13 protein-coding genes are annotated in these 18635 nt (G+C 64.7%); 11 read left to right on the top strand and 2 right to left on the bottom strand.

The window, feature by feature from the left end; all coding sequences use genetic code 11:
- Positions 1-96 precede the first annotated feature (96 nt).
- Together smc and ABMD26_RS21240 are read right to left on the bottom strand one after the other, a co-directional pair.
- On the bottom strand, positions 97-3585 hold the full coding sequence (gene smc / locus ABMD26_RS21245; RefSeq protein WP_354311656.1) for a chromosome segregation protein SMC: 3489 nt from the start codon (positions 3583-3585) through the stop codon (positions 97-99).
- A gap of 2 nt (positions 3586-3587) precedes the next feature.
- Positions 3588-4247 carry a GntR family transcriptional regulator gene (locus ABMD26_RS21240; protein ID WP_354311652.1) on the bottom strand — a complete coding sequence of 220 codons (660 nt, stop codon included), beginning with the start codon at positions 4245-4247 and terminating at the stop codon, positions 3588-3590.
- Between the two features lie 255 nt (positions 4248-4502).
- Between ABMD26_RS21240 and xdhA the strand changes: the two genes are divergently transcribed.
- The 11 genes from xdhA (at position 4503) to ABMD26_RS21185 (ending at position 18298) form a co-directional block, all read left to right on the top strand.
- Entirely contained in the window at positions 4503-5957 is a 1455-nt protein-coding gene (gene xdhA, locus ABMD26_RS21235; protein WP_354311648.1) for a xanthine dehydrogenase small subunit, read from the top strand.
- Entirely contained in the window at positions 5950-8325 is a 2376-nt protein-coding gene (gene xdhB, locus ABMD26_RS21230; RefSeq protein WP_354311643.1) for a xanthine dehydrogenase molybdopterin binding subunit, read from the top strand. Before xdhA ends, xdhB begins: the two co-directional genes overlap by 8 nt.
- The gene (gene xdhC, locus ABMD26_RS21225; RefSeq protein WP_354311638.1) at positions 8318-9184 is read left to right on the top strand and encodes a xanthine dehydrogenase accessory protein XdhC; all 867 of its coding nucleotides are present in this window, start codon (positions 8318-8320) and stop codon (positions 9182-9184) included. Before xdhB ends, xdhC begins: the two co-directional genes overlap by 8 nt.
- Positions 9181-10488, top strand: a complete 1308-nt coding sequence (gene guaD, locus ABMD26_RS21220; RefSeq protein WP_354311634.1) for a guanine deaminase — start codon at positions 9181-9183, stop codon at positions 10486-10488. Before xdhC ends, guaD begins: the two co-directional genes overlap by 4 nt.
- Before the next feature lie 88 nt (positions 10489-10576).
- Positions 10577-10858 (top strand): peptidylprolyl isomerase, encoded by a 282-nt coding sequence (locus ABMD26_RS21215; RefSeq protein WP_043189047.1) that lies wholly within the window; start codon positions 10577-10579, stop codon positions 10856-10858.
- Positions 10859-10976: 118 nt separating this feature from the next.
- Positions 10977-12827 carry an extracellular solute-binding protein gene (locus tag ABMD26_RS21210; protein WP_354311628.1) on the top strand — a complete coding sequence of 617 codons (1851 nt, stop codon included), beginning with the start codon at positions 10977-10979 and terminating at the stop codon, positions 12825-12827.
- On the top strand, positions 12827-13888 hold the full coding sequence (locus tag ABMD26_RS21205; protein WP_090358619.1) for a microcin C ABC transporter permease YejB: 1062 nt from the start codon (positions 12827-12829) through the stop codon (positions 13886-13888). Before ABMD26_RS21210 ends, ABMD26_RS21205 begins: the two co-directional genes overlap by 1 nt.
- The gene (locus ABMD26_RS21200) at positions 13885-14907 is read left to right on the top strand and encodes an ABC transporter permease (protein ID WP_049859808.1); all 1023 of its coding nucleotides are present in this window, start codon (positions 13885-13887) and stop codon (positions 14905-14907) included. Before ABMD26_RS21205 ends, ABMD26_RS21200 begins: the two co-directional genes overlap by 4 nt.
- A gap of 138 nt (positions 14908-15045) precedes the next feature.
- Positions 15046-16623, top strand: coding sequence for an ABC transporter ATP-binding protein (locus tag ABMD26_RS21195; protein ID WP_354311621.1), 1578 nt, complete (start codon positions 15046-15048; stop codon positions 16621-16623).
- Between the two features lie 39 nt (positions 16624-16662).
- Entirely contained in the window at positions 16663-17433 is a 771-nt protein-coding gene (locus ABMD26_RS21190) for a 3-hydroxybutyrate dehydrogenase (RefSeq protein ID WP_354311617.1), read from the top strand.
- 70 nt (positions 17434-17503) lie between these two features.
- Positions 17504-18298: an endonuclease/exonuclease/phosphatase family protein gene (locus ABMD26_RS21185; RefSeq protein ID WP_414704788.1), complete on the top strand. Its 795-nt coding sequence runs from the start codon at positions 17504-17506 to the stop codon at positions 18296-18298.
- Positions 18299-18635: the final 337 nt, after the last annotated feature.

The raw sequence follows: 18635 nt of genomic DNA, 5'->3' as shown, positions 1-18635 counted from the left end.
ACGCGTAAATACGATGCGGTAAAACTAGCACGACCAGAAACAACTTTACACCGTCTGTCGCACATGGCTCGATTTTAACGTCGGTTTGAGGGTTTTTCAGGCCTCGACCATGGCCAGGGCCTCCTCCACATCCACCGCCACCAGACGCGAACAGCCCGGTTCATGCATGGTCACCCCCATCAATTGATCGGCCATTTCCATGGCGATCTTGTTGTGGGTGATATAGATGAATTGCACCGTCTGCGACATCTCTTTCACCAACCGCGCGTAACGACCGACGTTGGCGTCGTCCAACGGTGCATCGACTTCGTCGAGCATGCAGAACGGTGCCGGATTCAATTTGAAGATGGCGAAAACCAGGGCCAGTGCGGTCAGGGCTTTCTCTCCACCGGAGAGCAAATGAATGGTGCTGTTCTTCTTGCCGGGCGGACGCGCCATGATCGTTACCCCTGTATCGAGTAAATCTTCGCCCGTCAGTTCCAGATAAGCACTGCCGCCGCCGAAAACTTTTGGAAAAAGAGCCTGCAAACCGGCGTTGATCTGGTCGAAAGTGTCCTTGAAACGGCTGCGGGTTTCCTTGTCGATCTTGCGGATGACGTTTTCCAGCGTGTCCAGCGCTTCGGCCAGGTCGGCATCCTGGGCGTCGAGGTAGCGTTTGCGCTCGGATTGCTGCTGGTACTCGTCGATGGCGGCCAGATTGATTGCGCCCAGGCGCTGAATGCGGCCATCGATGCGCTGCAGTTCTTCCTCGGCCTCCTGTTCGCTGGTCAGCACGTCGAGAGTGGCGAGCACGCCGTGCAGGTCGTAGCCGTCGGCTTGCAGTTGTTCCTGCAGGGTCTTGCGGCGCACGCTCAGCCCTTGCCATTCCAGGCGGTGCTGTTCCAGCTGGCCGCGCAACAGCTGGCTCTGCTGCTCGGCCTGGGTACGGCGCTTTTCGACCTCACGCAGGTCACGATCGGCGTCGTCCAGCGCCAGTCGCGCGTGGCGCATCTCGTCGTCCACGGCCATACGCTGTTCGAGCAGACCCTCCAGGCTCAGGCGCAGCTCTTCGAGAGGCGCTTCGCCCTCCTCCAGGCCCAGGGTCAGTTGTTCACGCTTTTCCGTCAGGCGTTCGGCCTGCAGTTGCAGGCGTTCCAGTGCCTGGCGCGTGGAATCGTGCTGGGCGCGCAGCGAACCCAGGCGGACCGCCAACTGGTGAGCCCGGTCCTTGTGCTGACGCGCGTCCTGGCGAATGCGCTCCAGGCCCTCGCGCAGCTCATCGCGCTGCGCCATCAATCGTTCACGCTGTTCGGTGTCGCTGGCCATGGCGTCGAGCGCGTCCTGCAACTGCAGGCGCGATTCGCCGACCTGCTCGTGCTCCAACGCGCGCTGCTCGGACAGCTCGCTCAACTCTTCGTCGAGCCGGCGGCGGCGCAGCGACAGTTGCTCGGCCTTGGCCCGGCTGGCCGAGAGCTTGGCCTTGAGCTCGCCCTGCTGGCGGTTTTCATCCTGGATGCGCCGACGCAGCTGCTCGCGCAGTTGTTCCTGGGCTTGCTGCTGCTCGCGGCAGGTGAGCAATTGTTCCTGCCAGTGCGCCAGGGTCGCCTCATGGGTCTGCACGTCCGCCTGAAGGGCTTGCAACTCTTGCCCGCGTGCCAGGACGCCGCGGCTCGCGTCGTTGCCACGGCTGACCCGCAGGAAATGCCGTCCCAGCCAGTAGCCGTCCTGGCTGACCAGGCTCTCGCCTTCGGCCAACTGGCTGCGCAAGGCCAGCGCAGTGTCGAGGTCAGCGACGCCGCGCACGCCGGCCAGCCAAGGGCTGAGATCGACGTCGCTGTGGACCTTGTGCAGCAGGCTATCTGCCGAGGCAGGGGCGCCCTTGGCAGGGCTGACCAGACGCAGCTCGCCCTGGTCGAAGCCGGCCAGGTCCAGCCCCGCCAGATCATCGACCAGCACCGCTTGCAGGTCGGCGCCCAGAACGGTTTCCACGGCCAGTTCCCAGCCCGCATCGGCCCGCAGGCCTTCAGCCAGACGCGGATGTTGGGCAAGGCCCTGGCGGTCCAGCCACTGCGCGGTTCCCGTGCCCGGGTCCAGCGCGGCCTGCTGCAGCGCTTCCAGGGAGGCCAGGCGGCCGTTGAGTCGCTGCAACTCGCCCTGAGCCTGCTGTTGGGCCTGGGTAGCCTCTTGCAGTTGCTGACGGGTGGTTTCCAACTGCTCGGCCTGCTGCTGTTCCTGCGCGGTCCATTCTTCGATGAGCATTTCGCTGCTGGCCAGTTGTTCGTCCAGCTCGAGGATGGCGGCATCTTCCGGATCGGCCGCCAGCAGTTCGCGCTCTTCGCTGTGGCGCCGCTGCCGCTCGGCCAGGCGCTGCATCGACTGTTCCAGCTGGGCAATGCGCGCCTGCTGGACTTCGGCCTGGCGCCGCGGCTCGGCCGAGCGTGTGTTGAACCGGTCCCATTGTTCCTGCCAACCGTGCATGCGGGTTTCCGCTTCTTCAAGGGCTGCGGCGGCCTCCTCGGCGGCTTCCGTGCTGATCGCCTGCTCGGGCTCGAGCATTTCCAGCTCCTCGCCCAAGGTGGTCAGCAGCGTGCGGTCGTGGCCCAGGTGCGATTCGGTTTCCAGGCGCGCGCGTTCGGCTTCCTTGAAGTCATCCTGCAATTGCCGCAGGCGCTGCTGGCCGTGCTGGATGTTCTGCTCGACCCGGGCGATGTCGCCGCCCACCGAATAGAAGCGTCCCTGCACGGTATTGAACCGCTCGGACAGCTCGTGATGACCGTCGCGCAGGCGCTCGATGCTGGCATCGGCGTTGCGCTGTTCGGCGACCAGGGCCTCGAAGGCCACTTCCTGATCGGCGATGACCGCTTCGCGCTGGCCGACCTGCTCGTTCAAGCTCTGCCAGCGCAGGGCCGACAGCTGCGCCTTGAGCTGGCGCTCCTCGGCCTTGTACTGCTGGTATTTTTCCGCGGCCTGGGCCTGGCGGTGCAGGCGTTCGAGCTGGCGTTCCAGCTCCTCGCGCAGGTCGGTCAGGCGCGCCAGGTTCTCGTGGGTGCGACGGATGCGGCTCTCGGTTTCACGACGGCGCTCCTTGTACTTGGAGATGCCCGCGGCCTCTTCGATGAAATTGCGCAGGTCCTCGGGCTTGGCCTCGATGAGCTTGGAGATCATGCCCTGCTCGATGATCGAGTAGCTGCGCGGGCCCAGGCCGGTGCCGAGGAAGATGTCGGTGATGTCGCGCCGACGGCACTTGGTGCCGTTCAGGTAATAGGTGTTCTGGCTCTCGCGGGTGACCTTGCGGCGGATCGAGATTTCCGCGTAGGCGGCGTACTCGCCGACCAGGGTGCTGTCACTGTTGTCGAACACCAGTTCGATGCTGGCCTGGCTGACCGGCTTGCGGCTGGTGGAGCCGTTGAAGATGACGTCGGTCATCGACTCGCCGCGCAGGTTCTTCGCCGAGCTTTCGCCCATGACCCAGCGCACCGCGTCGATGATGTTGGACTTGCCGCAGCCATTGGGCCCGACCACGGCGGCCATGTTGCTGGGGAAATTGACCGTGGTGGGGTCGACGAACGACTTGAACCCGGCCAGACGAATGCACTTGAGGCGCATGCTCAGCGGGCCGCCAAGGCGCTGAGCACCAGTTCGCAGCTGCGTTGGCAGTATTCGCCCAGCACCTTGCGGATGAGCGCCAGGTCGCGCGCGGACACCGCTTCCAGCAAGCGCCCGAACAAGGCCAGGTATTCGCTCATTGACGCTTTGCGTTGTTCCAGCGCCAGGTAGTAGGTGCGGTTCATGGCCGGTTGCAGGTTCTCGACGGTTTCTTGCAGGTACGGGTTATTGGCGAATGGATAGGCGGCGCGCATGACGTTGAAGCTGTCCTCGACGAAGGCGTTGATGTCCTGGCGCTCGAAGCTGGTGTGCAGACGGCGCTGGATGACCAGAAACGGCGCCAGGTCGGTTTCGCTCTGCCAGCGCTGGGCCACGGCCTCGCCGAGCATGATGTACATCTCGCCCATCAGGGCGCACAGGCTGCGCACCTTGTGCTCGCTGAGTTCGCTGACCTGGGCACCGCGCCGCGGCAGGATGTCGACCAGATGACGCCGTTCCAGAATCAGCAGGGCCTCGCGCACCGAGCCACGGCTGACGTTCAGCGCCTGGGTGACCTTGAGTTCCTGGATGCGCTCGGCCGGCTTGAGCTCACCGCTGATGATGCGCTCGGCCAGATGATGGGCAATTTGCTCGGCGAGGCTGTCCGGCGCCTTGAACGTCATGGTTTTCCTTCGACAATCGGGAATCGGTGATCGGCTGTCTGTGATCGCAGCATGGCGCGCAGTGTACCCCAATTGCCGGGCAAAGGCGGCAGGTTGGCACGGATGTGGCTTGGCAAAGGGCATGACTGCCGGGGTGCAGGAAACGGGCTCGCTCAACTTCTTGACCCGCAGGTCAACTAATCGTTGACCGCTCCCCGGCCGCCGCATAGATTCTGCTTGAGGCAGACCCAAGAATCAGGTGTCGTGAGGCCATCCGTGATCCAGTTCCTTTTGAATCAAACGCTGCACACCGAGCACGCCCTGGACCCGAATCTGACTGTGCTGGAGTACCTGCGCACCGATTTGGCGCGTCCGGGCACCAAAGAGGGTTGTGCCAGCGGCGACTGCGGTGCCTGCACCGTGGTGATCGGCGAGCTGGTCGAAGACCAGGGCCAATCACACATTCGTTATCGCAGCAGCAACGCCTGCCTGACGTTCGTTTCCAGCCTGCACGGCAAGCAACTGCTCAGCGTCGAGGACCTCAAGCATCAGGGTCGCCTGCACAGCGTGCAGCAGGCCATGGTCGACTGCCACGGCTCGCAGTGCGGGTTTTGCACCCCAGGTTTCGTCATGTCACTGTTCGCTTTGCAGAAGAACCAGCCGCAGGCCAACCGCGAGCAAGCCTGCGAGGCGTTGTCCGGCAACCTCTGCCGCTGCACCGGTTACCGCCCGATTCTCGACGCCGCAGCCCAGGCCTGCGGCGGACCTGCCTTGCCCGATCAGTTCGACCGCCAGCAGGCGCAGACCGTCGCCCGGCTGAAAACCATCGCGCCGGCGCAGACCGACGAGCTCCACGGTGGCAACAACCGCTGCCTGGTGCCCTTGACCGTCGCCGATCTGGCCGAGTTGTACAGCGAGCAGCCCGAGGCGCGACTGCTGGCCGGCGGCACCGACCTGGCACTGGAGGTGACCCAGGCGCATCGGGTCCTGCCGGTGATGATCTACGTGGGCCATGTGGCCGAGATGAAGCGCATCGAGACCTTCGACGACCGCCTGGAGATAGGCGCAGCCACGCCGCTGACCGATTGCTATCAGGCCTTGGCGAACGAGTACGCGGATTTCGGCCATCTCTTGCACCGCTTCGCTTCGTTGCAGATTCGCAACCAGGCCACCCTGGGCGGCAACATCGGCAACGCCTCGCCGATCGGCGACAGCCCGCCCCTGCTGCTGGCCCTGGGCGCGCAACTGGTCCTGCGCAAGGGCGAACGCAGCCGCACCCTGCCCTTGCAGGACTACTTCATCGACTACCGGGTCACCGCTCGCGAAGACGGCGAGTTCATCGAAAAGGTCATCGTCCCCCGCGGCGACGCTCGCCGCGTGTTTCGCGCCTACAAGGTCTCCAAACGGCTGGACGATGACATTTCCGCGGTCTGCGCCGCGTTCAACCTGCTGATCGAAGACGGCCGCGTTCTTGATGTGCGCATCGCCTACGGCGGCATGGCGGCCATTCCCAAGCGCGCCGCCGCTTGCGAGGCCGCATTGCTCGGCAGGCCCTGGACACAGGCGAACGTTGAAACCGCTTGCGCCGCCCTGGCCGATGACTTCACACCGCTGTCGGATTTTCGCGCGAGCAAGCAGTACCGCTTGCTGACCGCGCAGAACCTGCTGCGCAAGTGCTTCATCGAATTGCAGTCGCCCCACCTCCAAACGCGGGTGATCGCCCATGTCTGAACATCAAGCGCCCGACAGCCAGGCACGTATGGCTGAACTGTTCGCCCAGGGCCTGACCACCGGCGTTGGCCGGGGGATCAAGCACGACAGCGCCGACAAGCACGTCACCGGTGAGGCGGTGTACATCGACGACCGCCTGGAATTTCCCAACCAGCTGCACGTGTATGCCCGGCTTTCCGACCGAGCCCATGCGCGCATCCTGCGCATCGACACGTCGGCCTGCTACGACATCCCCGGTGTGCGCCTGGCGATCACTCACGAGGACATTCCGGGCCTCAAGGACATCGGTCCGCTGCTGCCGGGCGACCCGCTGCTGGCGATCGACAAGGTCGAGTTCGTCGGCCAGCCGGTGCTGGCCGTGGCCGCCCGCGACCTGGACAGCGCCCGCCGCGCAGCGATGGCCGCCGTGATCGAGTACGAGGACCTGCCGCCGGTGCTGGACGTGGTCCAGGCGCTGCGCCAGCAGCATTTCGTGCTCGACAGCCACACTCACCAGCGCGGTGACTCGGCAGCGGCACTGGCCAGCGCACCGCATCGCCTGCAGGGCAGCGTGCACATCGGCGGCCAGGAACATTTCTACCTGGAAACCCAGATCAGTTCGGTGATGCCCACCGAGGACGGCGGGATGATCGTCTACTGCTCGACGCAGAACCCGACCGAGGTGCAGAAACTGGTGGCCGAGGTGCTGAACGTGCCTATGAGCCAGGTGGTGGTGGACATGCGGCGCATGGGCGGCGGTTTCGGCGGCAAGGAAACCCAGGCCGCCAGCCCGGCCTGCCTGTGCGCCGTGGTCGCGCACCTGACCGGACAGCCGACCAAGATGCGCCTGCCGCGGGTCGAAGACATGCTCATGACCGGCAAGCGCCACCCCTTCTACATCGAGTACGACGTGGGCTTCGATGACAGCGGGCGGCTGCACGGGATCGATCTGGACCTGGCCGGCAACTGCGGCTATTCACCCGATCTCTCGGCGTCGATCGTCGACCGGGCGATGTTCCATGCCGACAACGCCTATTATCTCGGCGACGCCACCATCAACGGCCACCGCTGCAAGACCCACACCGCGTCCAACACTGCCTACCGCGGCTTCGGCGGCCCCCAGGGCATGGTGGCCATCGAGGAAGTGATGGACCGCATCGCGCGCCACCTGGCCCTCGACCCGCTGGCGGTGCGCAAGGCCAACTACTACGGCAAGACCGAGCGCAATGTCACCCATTACTACCAGACGGTGGAGCACAACCTGCTCGAAGAGATCACCGCCGAGCTCGAAGCCAGCTGCGACTACGAACAGCGCCGCGAGGCGATCCGCGCGTTCAACGCCGACAGCCCGGTGCTGAAGAAGGGCCTGGCGCTGACGCCGGTCAAGTTCGGTATCTCGTTCACGGCCAGCTTTCTCAACCAGGCCGGCGCGCTGATCCATATCTACACCGACGGCAGCATTCACCTGAACCACGGCGGCACCGAGATGGGCCAGGGCCTGAACGTCAAGGTCGCGCAGGTGGTGGCCGAAGTGTTCCAGGTCGACATCGCGCGTATCCAGATCACCGCCACCAACACCGACAAGGTGCCCAACACCTCGCCCACTGCGGCGTCCAGCGGTGCCGACCTGAACGGCAAGGCGGCGCAGAACGCGGCGCTGATTCTCAAGCAGCGGCTGGTCGAGTTCGCCGCGCGGCACTACCGGGTCAGTGAAGAAGACGTGGAATTCAGCAACGGCCACGTCCGCGTGCGCGACCAGTTGCTGACCTTCCAGAGCCTGGTGCAGCAGGCGTGGATGGGCCAGGTGTCGCTGTCCAGCACCGGCTACTACAAGACGCCGAAGATTCATTACGACCGCAGCCTGGCCCGCGGCCGGCCGTTCTACTATTTCGCCTATGGCGCGGCCTGCTGCGAAGTGTTGATCGACACCCTGACCGGCGAGTACAAGCTGCTGCGCACCGACATCCTCCACGACGTCGGCGCCTCGCTGAACCCGGCCATCGACCTGGGTCAGGTGGAAGGCGGTTTCCTCCAGGGTGTAGGCTGGCTGACGTGCGAGGAGCTGGTGTGGAGCGATCAGGGCAAGCTGCTGACCAGCGGCCCGGCGTCGTACAAGATTCCGGCGGTGGCCGACATGCCCCAGGACCTGCGCGTGCGGTTGGTGGAAAACCGCAAGAACCCGGAAGACACCGTGTTCCATTCCAAAGCCGTGGGCGAGCCGCCGTTCATGCTGGGCATCGCTGCCTGGTGCGCGATCAAGGATGCCGTGGCCAGCCTGGGTGACTACCGGCTGCAACCCAGCATCGATGCCCCTGCTACGCCCGAACGGGTGCTATGGGGCTGCGAGCAGATGCGCCAGGGGGCGCCGGGGAGCGTGCACCATGACTGACTGGATCAGTGCCCTAGCCGAACACCAGGCCCGAGGCGAAGCCTGCGTGCTGGTGACCATCATCGAAGAGAAAGGCTCCACGCCGCGCAATGCCGGGGCGAAGATGGTGGTCAGCGCCACGGCGCTGTTCGACACCATTGGCGGCGGTCACCTGGAATACAAGGCGCTGCACATCGCCCGCGAAATGCTGGCCGACGGCACCCGCGCCACACGCCTTGAGCGTTTCAGTCTGGGCGCCAGCCTGGGGCAATGCTGCGGCGGTGCCACGGTGCTGCTGTTCGAGCCGGTGGCGCAAACGCAGGCGCAGGTGGTGGTGTTCGGTGCCGGCCATGTCGGCCGTGCGCTGGTGCCGCTGCTGGCGAGCCTGCCGTGCCGGGTACGCTGGGTCGACTCGCGGCCCGAGGAGTTTCCAGCGAGCCTGCCCGACGGTGTCTGCCAGGTGATCACCGACGAGCCGGTGGACGAGGTCGCGAGCCTGCCGGTGGGCAGCTACTGCATCGTCATGACCCATGACCACTCACTGGATCTGGAGCTGACCCGAGCCATCCTCGAGCGCAACGACTTCACCTGGTTCGGCCTGATCGGCTCCGCCACCAAGCGCGCGCGATTCGAGCACCGCCTGCGTGACCGCGGCATCGCGCCCGCAGTGGTGCAGCGCATGCGCTGCCCCATGGGTCTGGCGGCGGTGAAGGGCAAGCTGCCCATGGAAATCGCCGTTTCCATCGCCGCCGAGATCATCGCCACCTACAATGCGCACTTTGGCGCCCGCGCCGAGCCGGGGACAGCCAGCTCGCCGGCGGTCGCCCAACTGCTGCCGCGCTCGCGCCGCAGCCCCGTTCCCTTGAGAGATGCACCATGAGCCTTACCCGCAAAGCCTATCGCGCCGCGATCCTGCACAGCCTCGACGACCCTGCCCTGGTCGGTGTCCAGGCCTCCTACGAATACTTCGCCGATGGCGTGCTGGTGGTCGAGGACGGGCGGATCAGTGCGTTGGGCGCCGCCAGCGAGGTGCTGCCGACGCTGGCAGACGACGTCGAGGTGACCCATTACCCCGATGCCTTGATCACCCCCGGCTTCATCGACACCCACATCCACTTCCCCCAGACCGGCATGGTCGGCTCCTATGGCGAGCAACTGCTGGACTGGCTGAACGAGTACACCTTCCCCTGTGAAGGCCAGTTCGCCGACAAGGCGCATGCCGACGGTGTCGCCCAGATCTTCCTCAAGGAACTGCTGCGCAACGGCACCACCACCGCGCTGGTGTTCGGCAGCGTTCACCCCGAATCGGTCGACGCCCTGTTCGAGGCCGCCCAGGCCCTGGACCTGCGCCTGATCGCCGGCAAGGTGATGATGGACCGCAATGCGCCGGACTACCTGACCGACACCGCCCAGAGCAGCTACGCCCAGAGCAAGGCGCTGATCGAACGCTGGCACGGCAAGGGCCGCCTGCACTACGCGGTGACGCCGCGCTTCGCGCCGACCAGCAGCGAGGCCCAGCTGACCCTGGCCGGACAGCTGCTGCGCGAGTACCCGGACGTCTACCTGCAGACCCACCTGAGCGAGAACCTCCAGGAAATCGAATGGGTCAAGGCGCTGTTCCCCGAGCGCAGCAACTACCTGGACGTGTACGACCACTACCAGCTGCTCGGCGAGCGCTCGGTGCTGGCCCACGGTGTGCACCTGTGCGACGCCGAGTGCGAGCGCCTGGCCGAAACCGGCTCGGCCATCGCCTTCTGCCCCACCTCCAACTTGTTCCTGGGCAGCGGCCTGTTCAACCTGCCCCAGGCCGAGCGCTTCAAGGTCAACGTCGGCCTGGGCACCGACGTCGGCGCTGGCACCAGCTTCTCGCTGTTGCATACCCTGAACGAGGCCTACAAGGTGATGCAGTTGCAGGGTGAGAAGCTCAACCCGTTCAAGTCGCTGTACCTGGCGACCCTGGGCGGCGCCCGCGCGCTGCGCCTGGAGGACCGCGTCGGCACGCTGCAGCCGGGCACCGATGCCGACTTCGTGGTGCTCGACTACCATGCCACGCCGTTGCTCAGCTACCGTATCGCGCAAGCCAAGACCTTCGAAGAGGTGCTGTTCGTACTGATGACCCTGGGCGACGACCGCGTGGTCTTGCAGACCTACGCCGCTGGCCGTCGGGTGCACAGCCGCGACTGACCCGGCGTACAGATTCCCATGGAACTTTTGCAGGAAAACCGCCCCTCAATCGGGTACCCTGCCCACTTTTTCAGAAAGGAGAATCACCATGGCTAAAGCCACTGCCCGCCACATCCTGGTTGCCGACGAAGCCAAGTGCAACGACCTCAAGGCCCAGATCGAAGGCGGCGCCGATTTCGCGGAAATCGCCAAGGCCAATTCCACCTGCCCATCCAGCCGCCAAGGCGGCGACCTGGGTTCGTTCGGTCCAGGCCAGATGGTCAAGGAATTCGACACCGTCGTATTCAGCGCGCCGATCAACGTCGTGCAAGGCCCGGTGAAGACCCAGTTCGGTTACCACCTGCTGGAAGTCACCAGCCGTCAGGACTGATTCGTCCGCGGTCTGCGTTACACCCGAACGGCCCGTCTATCGCGGGCCGTTCTGCGTTTGCAATACCACCGGGCCATGATGTTAGGCTGCACCCTTCGCTTTTCGACCCAGGCAGACAATGCGCGCAGTTTTCCTCTCTTTCGTTCTTTGTGCCCTGTTCACCACGGCGGCCAACGCCCAGGCCGCAGCGCAGCATGCGCTGACCGTCTACGGCGAAGCACCGCGCTACCCCCCCGCCGACTTCCAGCATTTTGACTACGTGAACCCCGACGCGCCCAAGGGCGGCAGCCTGCGCCGCTCAGCCATCGAGATCGGCCAGTACGATCATATTCTGCCGTACATCGATAAGGGCATCGGTGTCAGCCAGGTCGACGGCCTGCTCTACTCGCCCCTGGCCGTGCGCTCGCTGGACGAGCCCTACACCGTCTACGGATTGGTGGCCGAGCGCATGGAGCGCGGCGATGACGGCCTGTGGCTGCGCTTCTACCTCAACCCCAAGGCAGTGTTCGCCGACGGTCAGCCGATCACCGCCGAGGACGTGCGCTACACCTTCGAGCTGCTGATGCGCGAAGGCAGCCTGGGCTACCGCACCCAGTTCGCCAACGTTGCCGATGTGCAGGTCGAGGGTCCGCGACAGGTGCGTTTCAATTTCAAGAACGCCGAAAGCCGTACCCTGCCGCTGGACCTGGCCACCCTGCCGGTGCTGCCCGAGCATTGGTGGAAGACCCGTGACTTCGCCAACGGCGGCGGTTTCGAAGCTCCTCTGGGCAGCGGCCCCTATTTGATCGAGAAAATCGACAACGGCCGCAGCATCACCTTCAAGCGCAACCCCGACTGGTGGGGCAAGGACCTGCCCGAAGCGCGCGGCATGTACAACTTCGACCATTTCAGCATCGAGTACTTCGGCGACACCGACGTCGCGCGCCAGGTGCTGCGCGGCGGCGGTTACGACTACAACCGCGAGTTCTCGGCGACGGCCTACACCATCGGCTACAACGGCCCGGCGCTCGACGACGGCCGTCTGCAACGTGCGCACCTGGCCAAGGAGGGTCTGCAGTCAGCCCAGGGCTTTGTCTTCAATCTGCAAAGGCCGGTGTTCCAGGACCGACGCGTGCGCCAGGCGCTGGCCATGCTCTGGGATTTCGAATGGAGCAATCGGCAGATGATGCGCGGCATGTACATCCGCCAGCAGAGCTTCTTCTCCAACAGCCCGCTGGCCGCTCGGGAACTGCCCAGCGACGGTGAACTGAAGATTCTGGAAAAACTGCGCGGCCAGGTGCCGGATGAGGTGTTCACCCAGGTGTTTCACGCACCGGTCAGCGACGGTTCCGGGCTGATCCGCGACAAGCAGTTGCAGGCGCTGCGTCTGCTCCAACTGGCCGGTTGGCATGCCGACGGCGACCGGCTGGTGAATGCCGAAGGCAAGCCGCTGAGCTTCACTTTCCTCAACACCCAGAACGGCCTGGAGCGCCTCCTGCTGCCGTGGAAGCGCAACCTGGCGCAGATTGGCATCACCATGGAGATCCGCCGCATCGATTCGTCGCAATACGTCAACCGGCTGATGGCCCGCGACTACGACATGATCATCACCGGCTACCCGGTCACACCGACGCCGGGCATCGAGCTGTATGGTTTCTTCGGTTCCGGCGTGGCCACCGACCCGGGTTCCAACAACCTGATGGTGCTCAAGGATCCGGCCGTGGACGCGCTGATCAACGGCCTGGGCGCAGCCAGCACGCAGACGCAGATGCGCGACTACGCCCACGCCCTGGACCGGGTGCTGCAGTGGAACTACTACTGGGTGCCCAACTACTACCCGCCGGGCACCTCGACGGTGTGGTGGAACCGCTTCGGCATGCCCGCCTCGCCAGCGCCCAATGACCCGGCGATCGAAACCTGGTGGGAGGTCAGCCCCACGGCGCTGACCACCGAACAGATGCGCGACCGCCTGACAGGGAAGACTCACTGATGCTGGGTTACACACTACGTCGCCTTTTGCTGATCGTGCCGACCCTGCTGGCGATCCTGCTGGTCAACTTCGTTATCGTCCAGGCTGCGCCGGGCGGCCCGGTGGAACAGGCCATCGCGCGCTTGCAGGGTGTGGGCGGCGGCAGCGTCACCGGCGGTGGCGGCGACACCTTGCAAGGCGGTTCGCGCGCCAGCCGTGGCCTGGACCCCAAGCTGATCAAGGACATCGAGCGCCAGTACGGTTTCGACAAACCGGCCCATGAACGCCTGTGGCTGATGATCAAGAGCTATGCGGTGCTGGATTTCGGCAACAGTTTCTTTCGTGGTGCCAAGGTCACCGACCTGATCCTGGACAAGATGCCGGTGACCCTCTCGCTGGGGTTCTGGGCGACGCTGATCACCTACCTGGTGTCGATTCCGCTGGGCATCCGCAAGGCGGTACACCATGGCAGCCGCTTCGATGTATGGAGCAGCAGCCTGATCATCATCGGCTACGCCATGCCGGCATTCCTGTTCGCCATGCTGCTGATCGTGGTGTTCGCCGGCGGCACCTCGTTGAACTGGTTTCCGGTGCGGGGGCTGGTCTCGGACAACTTCGCCGAGCTCAGCCTGCTGGGCAAGGTGGCCGATTATTTCTGGCACCTGGTGCTGCCGGTCACTTCGCTGGTGATCGGCGGTTTCGCCACCTTGACCATCCTCACCAAGAACTCGTTTCTCAACGAGATCACCCGGCAGTACGTGGTGACGGCCCGGGCCAAGGGGCTGAGCGAGCGACGGGTGCTTTACGGCCATGTGTTTCGCAATGCCATGCTGCTGGTGGTGGCCGGCTTGCCCCAGGCGTTCATCAGCGTGTTCTTCGCCGGTTCGTTGCTGATCGAGGTGATCTTCTCCCTCGACGGCCTGGGCCGCCTGAGCTATGAGGCGGCGGTGTCGCGGGACTATCCGGTGGTGTTCGGCTCGCTGTTCATCTTTACCCTGCTGGGGCTACTGATCAAACTGATCGGCGACCTGTGCTACACCCTGGTCGATCCACGCATCGACTTCAGCGCGAGGAATGCCTGATGCGTCTGTCGCCCCTGGCCCGTCGCCGCCTGGACCGTTTCAAGCAGAACCGCCGTGGCTGGTGGTCGCTGTGGCTGTTCCTGGCCCTGTTCGCCCTGACCCTGGGCGGCGAACTGGTCGCCAATGACAAGCCGCTGGTGCTCAAGTACGACGGCGAGCTGTACTTCCCGGTGTTCAAGCGCCACACCGAACAGGAGTTCGGCGGGCAGTTGCCGTTCCAGGCCGACTATCGCAGTGACTACGTGCGCCAGCTGATCGCCTCGCGTGGCGGCTGGATGCTGTTTCCGCCGATTCCGTTCAGCGCCGACACGCCCAACTACGACCTGACCCAGCCCGCCCCCAGCCCACCCTCGACGACCAACTGGCTGGGGACCGACGATCAGTCCCGCGACGTGCTGGCGCGGGTGATTTTCGGTGCGCGGGTGTCGATTCTGTTTGCCCTGGCGCTGACCTTGATCAGCTCGCTGATCGGCATCGCTGCCGGAGCGTTGCAGGGCTACTACGGGGGTTGGGTGGATTTGTTCGGCCAGCGCCTGTTGGAAGTCTGGTCGGGGCTGCCGGTGCTTTACCTGCTGATCATTCTCTCCGGGTTCGTGGAGCCCAATTTCTGGTGGCTGCTGGGCATCATGGCGCTGTTTTCCTGGCTGGCGCTGGTGGACGTGGTGCGCGCCGAGTTCCTGCGCGGGCGCAATCTGGAATACGTGAAGGCCGCACGGGCGCTGGGTTTGTCGGACCGCAAGATCATCCTGCGGCACATCCTGCCCAATGCCATGAACGCGACCTTGAGCTTTCTGCCGTTCATTCTGACCGGGGCGATCTCGACCCTCACGGCGCTGGATTTTCTGGGTTTCGGCATGCCGGCCGGCAGTGCTTCGCTGGGCGAGTTGATCGCGCAGGGCAAGCAGAACCTGCAGGCGCCGTGGCTGGGCTTCACGGCGTTTTTCACGCTGGCGCTGATACTGTCGCTGCTGGTGTTCATTGGAGAGGGGCTGCGCGATGCGTTTGATCCGCGTGCTTGAGGTGGGGTTTTGTGGTGGGTTTGGGGGCCTCTTCGCGGGTAGAACCCGCTCCCACAGGTTCAGCTTCCCAAATATCCTTGTGGGAGCGGGTTCTACCCGCGAAGAGGCCCTTACTGTCACCCCACAAGGCCACTGCCCATGACCGCTGAAAACCTCATCGAAATCCGCCACCTCACCGTGGCCTTCAATGGCCAAACAGTGGTCAAGGATGTCGGTTTCGACATTCCTGCCGGCCAGTGCGTGGCGCTGGTCGGCGAGTCGGGTTCGGGCAAGTCGGTGACCGCCCACTCCATCCTGCAACTGTTGCCGGCCAGTGGCTGCCAGAGCAGCGGCAGTGTCCGCTATCAGGGTCAGGAACTGCTGGGCGCCGATGCGGCCACCCTGCGCCGCATGCGCGGCGATCGCATCGCCATGATCTTTCAGGAGCCCATGACCTCGCTGAACCCTCTGCACATGGTGCAGAAGCAGATCGGTGAAACCCTGCTGGTGCACAAGGGCATGGGCGGCAAGCAGGCCGAGGCGCGCATTCTGGAGTTGCTGCAGATGGTGGGCATCCAGGAGCCGCACAAGCGCTTGAAGGCCTACCCGCACCAATTGTCCGGTGGCCAGCGCCAGCGCGTGATGATCGCCATGGCACTGGCCTGCGAGCCGCAGCTGCTGATTGCCGATGAGCCCACCACCGCGCTCGACGTCACGGTGCAGCGGCGCATCCTGCTGCTGCTCAAGTCGTTGCAGGAGCGCCTGGGCATGTCGCTGCTATTGATCAGCCACGACCTCAATCTGGTGCGCAGCATCGCCCAGCACGTGTGCGTGATGCGCGCCGGGGAAATCGTCGAGCAGGCCCCGTGCGAACAGCTGTTCAACGCACCGCAGCACCCCTACAGCCAACTGCTGCTGGATGCCGAACCCGCTGGCGTGGCGTTGTCCCACCAGGCGCGGCCCGAGCAGTTGCAGGTCGAGCAGTTGAAGGTCTGGTACCCGCTGAACGGCGGGCTGTTCCGCAAGCCGCACGAGTTCGTCAAGGCGGTGGATGGCATCAGCCTGAGCGTGCAGCAAGGCAAGACCCTGGGCATCGTCGGCGAGTCCGGCTCGGGCAAGTCGACGCTGGGTCAGGCGATCCTGCGCCTGGTCGATTCGCAAGGAGGTATTCGTTTCCAGGGCCAGGCGCTCGATGGTCTGGACCAGAAGCAGATGCGGCCGTGGCGCAAGCAGATGCAGGTGGTGTTTCAGGATCCGTTCGGCAGCCTCAGCCCGCGCATGTCGGTGGCGCAGATCATCAGTGAGGGTCTGGAAGTGCACAGCGGCGCCGACGCTCGCGCGTGTGATGAACAGGTGATCCAGGTGCTGCGCGAGGTGGGTCTGGACCCCGAGGCGCGGCACCGCTACCCCCATGAGTTCTCCGGGGGCCAGCGTCAGCGCATCGCCATCGCCCGCGCACTGGTGCTGCGCCCGGCCTTGATGCTGCTGGACGAACCGACCTCGGCCCTCGACCGCACGGTGCAGAAGCAGGTGGTGCAACTGTTGCAGCAGTTGCAGGAGCGCCATGGCCTGACCTATCTGTTCATCAGCCACGACCTGGCGGTGGTGCGGGCGCTGGCCCATGATGTGATCGTGGTCAAGGATGGCAAGGTGGTGGAGCATGGCCCCACCGATCAGCTGTTCAACGACCCACGGCACCCCTACACCCAGGAACTGCTGCAGGCAGCGATGGTGTAGCCTGGTATAGCGTGCATAACAACCACAAGGACATCGCACATGGCACTCCACGGCAAGACGGCTTTGGTTACCGGTTCCACCAGCGGCATCGGCCTGGGCATTGCCTCGGTGCTTGCCGCCCACGGCGCGAACGTCGTGCTCAACGGCTTCGGCGATCCGACGGCGGCCTTGGCCGAAGTCCGTCGGCACGGCACCCAGGTTGCGCACCATGGCGCTGATGTCAGCGATCCAGCGCAATTGGCCGAGTTGTTCGAGTACGTCCGAACGAGCCTTGGCGGTGTCGACATTCTGGTCAACAACGCCGGCATCCAGCACGTGGAAGCGGTCGAGGCCTTCCCGGTGGAGCGCTGGGACGCGATCATCGCGATCAACCTGTCTTCGGTGTTTCACGGCATTCGCCTGGCGCTGCCCGGCATGCGCGAAAAGGGCTGGGGTCGGATCGTCAATATCGCCTCGGTGCATGGCCAGGTCGGGTCGGTCGGCAAGTCGGCGTATGTGGCGGCCAAGCATGGGGTGATCGGTCTGACCAAGGTGGTGGGCCTGGAGACGGCCACCACGCAGATCACTTGCAATGCCATCTGTCCCGGCTTTGTCCTGACCCCACTGGTGCAGAAGCAGATCGACGACCGCGCGGCCAAGGGCGGTGACCCGGCTGCCGCCCAGCGCGAACTGCTGGCTGAAAAGCAGCCGTCGCTGGAATTCGTCACACCCGAGCATCTGGGCGAGTTGGTCCTGTTCCTGTGCAGCGAAGCCGGTAGCCAGGTGCGTGGCGCGGCGTGGAACATCGACGGTGGCTGGCTGGCGCAATGAGGCGGGGAACCGCCCAGTGCCGGCAAAGTCGGAGTAAGGACATTCTCATGTGCAAGGAGCTTCTGTGACCATCGCTCCCCCCAGCGACCCCCTCGGCCCGCAAACGTCGGACCAGCCTCGTGAAGTGCATCGCCTGCGGGTGCTGACGGTGAACACCCACAAGGGTTTCACCGCCTTCAACCGCCGTTTCATCCTGCCCGAGTTGCGCGAGGCGGTGCGCAGCACCAGCGCCGATCTGGTGTTCCTGCAGGAAGTGCTGGGCGGCCACGATGGCCATGCGTCGAAGTTCTCCAACTGGCCACAGATGTCGCAGTACGAATTCCTCGCCGACAGCATGTGGAGCGATTTCGCCTACGGGCGCAATGCGGTGTATCCGGACGGCCATCATGGCAATGCGGTGCTGTCCAAGTACCCGATCCTGCGTTACACCAACCTCGACATCTCGATCACCGGGCCCGAGCGCCGCGGCTTGCTGCACTGCGTTCTGCAGGTGCCGGGGCATGATGAGGTGCATGCGATCTGCGTGCACCTGTCGTTGCTGGAAAGTCATCGGCAACTGCAATTGAAGCTGTTGGGTCAACTGCTTGATTCGCTGCCTGAAGACGCGCCTGTGATCATCGCCGGGGATTTCAACGACTGGCAGCTGCGCGGCAACGCGACGCTGGCCAAGCGCCAGGACCTGCACGAAGCGTTCGAGCGGCACAACGGGCAGCTGGCCAAGACCTACCCCGCGCGGTTCCCATTGCTGCGCCTGGACCGGATTTACGTCAGAAACGCGACCAGTCATGGGCCGATCATCCTCGGCAACAAGCCGTGGACGCACCTATCCGACCATTTGCCCCTGGCAGTGGAAATCCACCTGTAGCAGCGGCGCAAGCCGCGTCGGCGGCATACGCGGTGTGCCTGGGTGAACGCGGTGTACCCGGACGCGGCTTGCACCGCTGCTACAGGGGACCGCGTTGTATCAACAGCGTCCGTGGGCATTTCACACACCGTGGTATTGCGCATTTCCTGTAGCAGCGGCGCGAGCCGCGTCGGCGGTATACGCGGTGTGTCTGGATGAACGCGGTGTAGCCGGACGCGGCTTGCACCGCTGCTACAGGGGACCGCGTTCCATCAACAGCGTCGGCGGTGCATCTGGGACACTGAGGCCTTGCGCATTTCCTGTAGCAGCGGCGCGAGCCGCGTCGGCGGTATACGCG

The organism is Pseudomonas sp. PvP001, from assembly GCF_040546375.1.
GTDB classification, from domain to species: domain Bacteria; phylum Pseudomonadota; class Gammaproteobacteria; order Pseudomonadales; family Pseudomonadaceae; genus Aquipseudomonas; species Aquipseudomonas coleopterorum.
This window is presented reverse-complemented; position numbering and strand designations above follow the sequence as displayed.

Coding starts and splice junctions, on each gene's coding strand:
- smc (WP_354311656.1), bottom strand. CDS start 3,585: ATGCGCCTCAAGTGCATTCGTCTGGCCGGGTTCAAGTCGTTCGTCGAC.
- ABMD26_RS21240 (WP_354311652.1), bottom strand. CDS start 4,247: ATGACGTTCAAGGCGCCGGACAGCCTCGCCGAGCAAATTGCCCATCAT.
- xdhB (WP_354311643.1), top strand. CDS start 5,950: ATGTCTGAACATCAAGCGCCCGACAGCCAGGCACGTATGGCTGAACTG.
- xdhC (WP_354311638.1), top strand. CDS start 8,318: ATGACTGACTGGATCAGTGCCCTAGCCGAACACCAGGCCCGAGGCGAA.
- guaD (WP_354311634.1), top strand. CDS start 9,181: ATGAGCCTTACCCGCAAAGCCTATCGCGCCGCGATCCTGCACAGCCTC.
- ABMD26_RS21215 (WP_043189047.1), top strand. CDS start 10,577: ATGGCTAAAGCCACTGCCCGCCACATCCTGGTTGCCGACGAAGCCAAG.
- ABMD26_RS21210 (WP_354311628.1), top strand. CDS start 10,977: ATGCGCGCAGTTTTCCTCTCTTTCGTTCTTTGTGCCCTGTTCACCACG.
- ABMD26_RS21205 (WP_090358619.1), top strand. CDS start 12,827: ATGCTGGGTTACACACTACGTCGCCTTTTGCTGATCGTGCCGACCCTG.
- ABMD26_RS21195 (WP_354311621.1), top strand. CDS start 15,046: ATGACCGCTGAAAACCTCATCGAAATCCGCCACCTCACCGTGGCCTTC.
- ABMD26_RS21190 (WP_354311617.1), top strand. CDS start 16,663: ATGGCACTCCACGGCAAGACGGCTTTGGTTACCGGTTCCACCAGCGGC.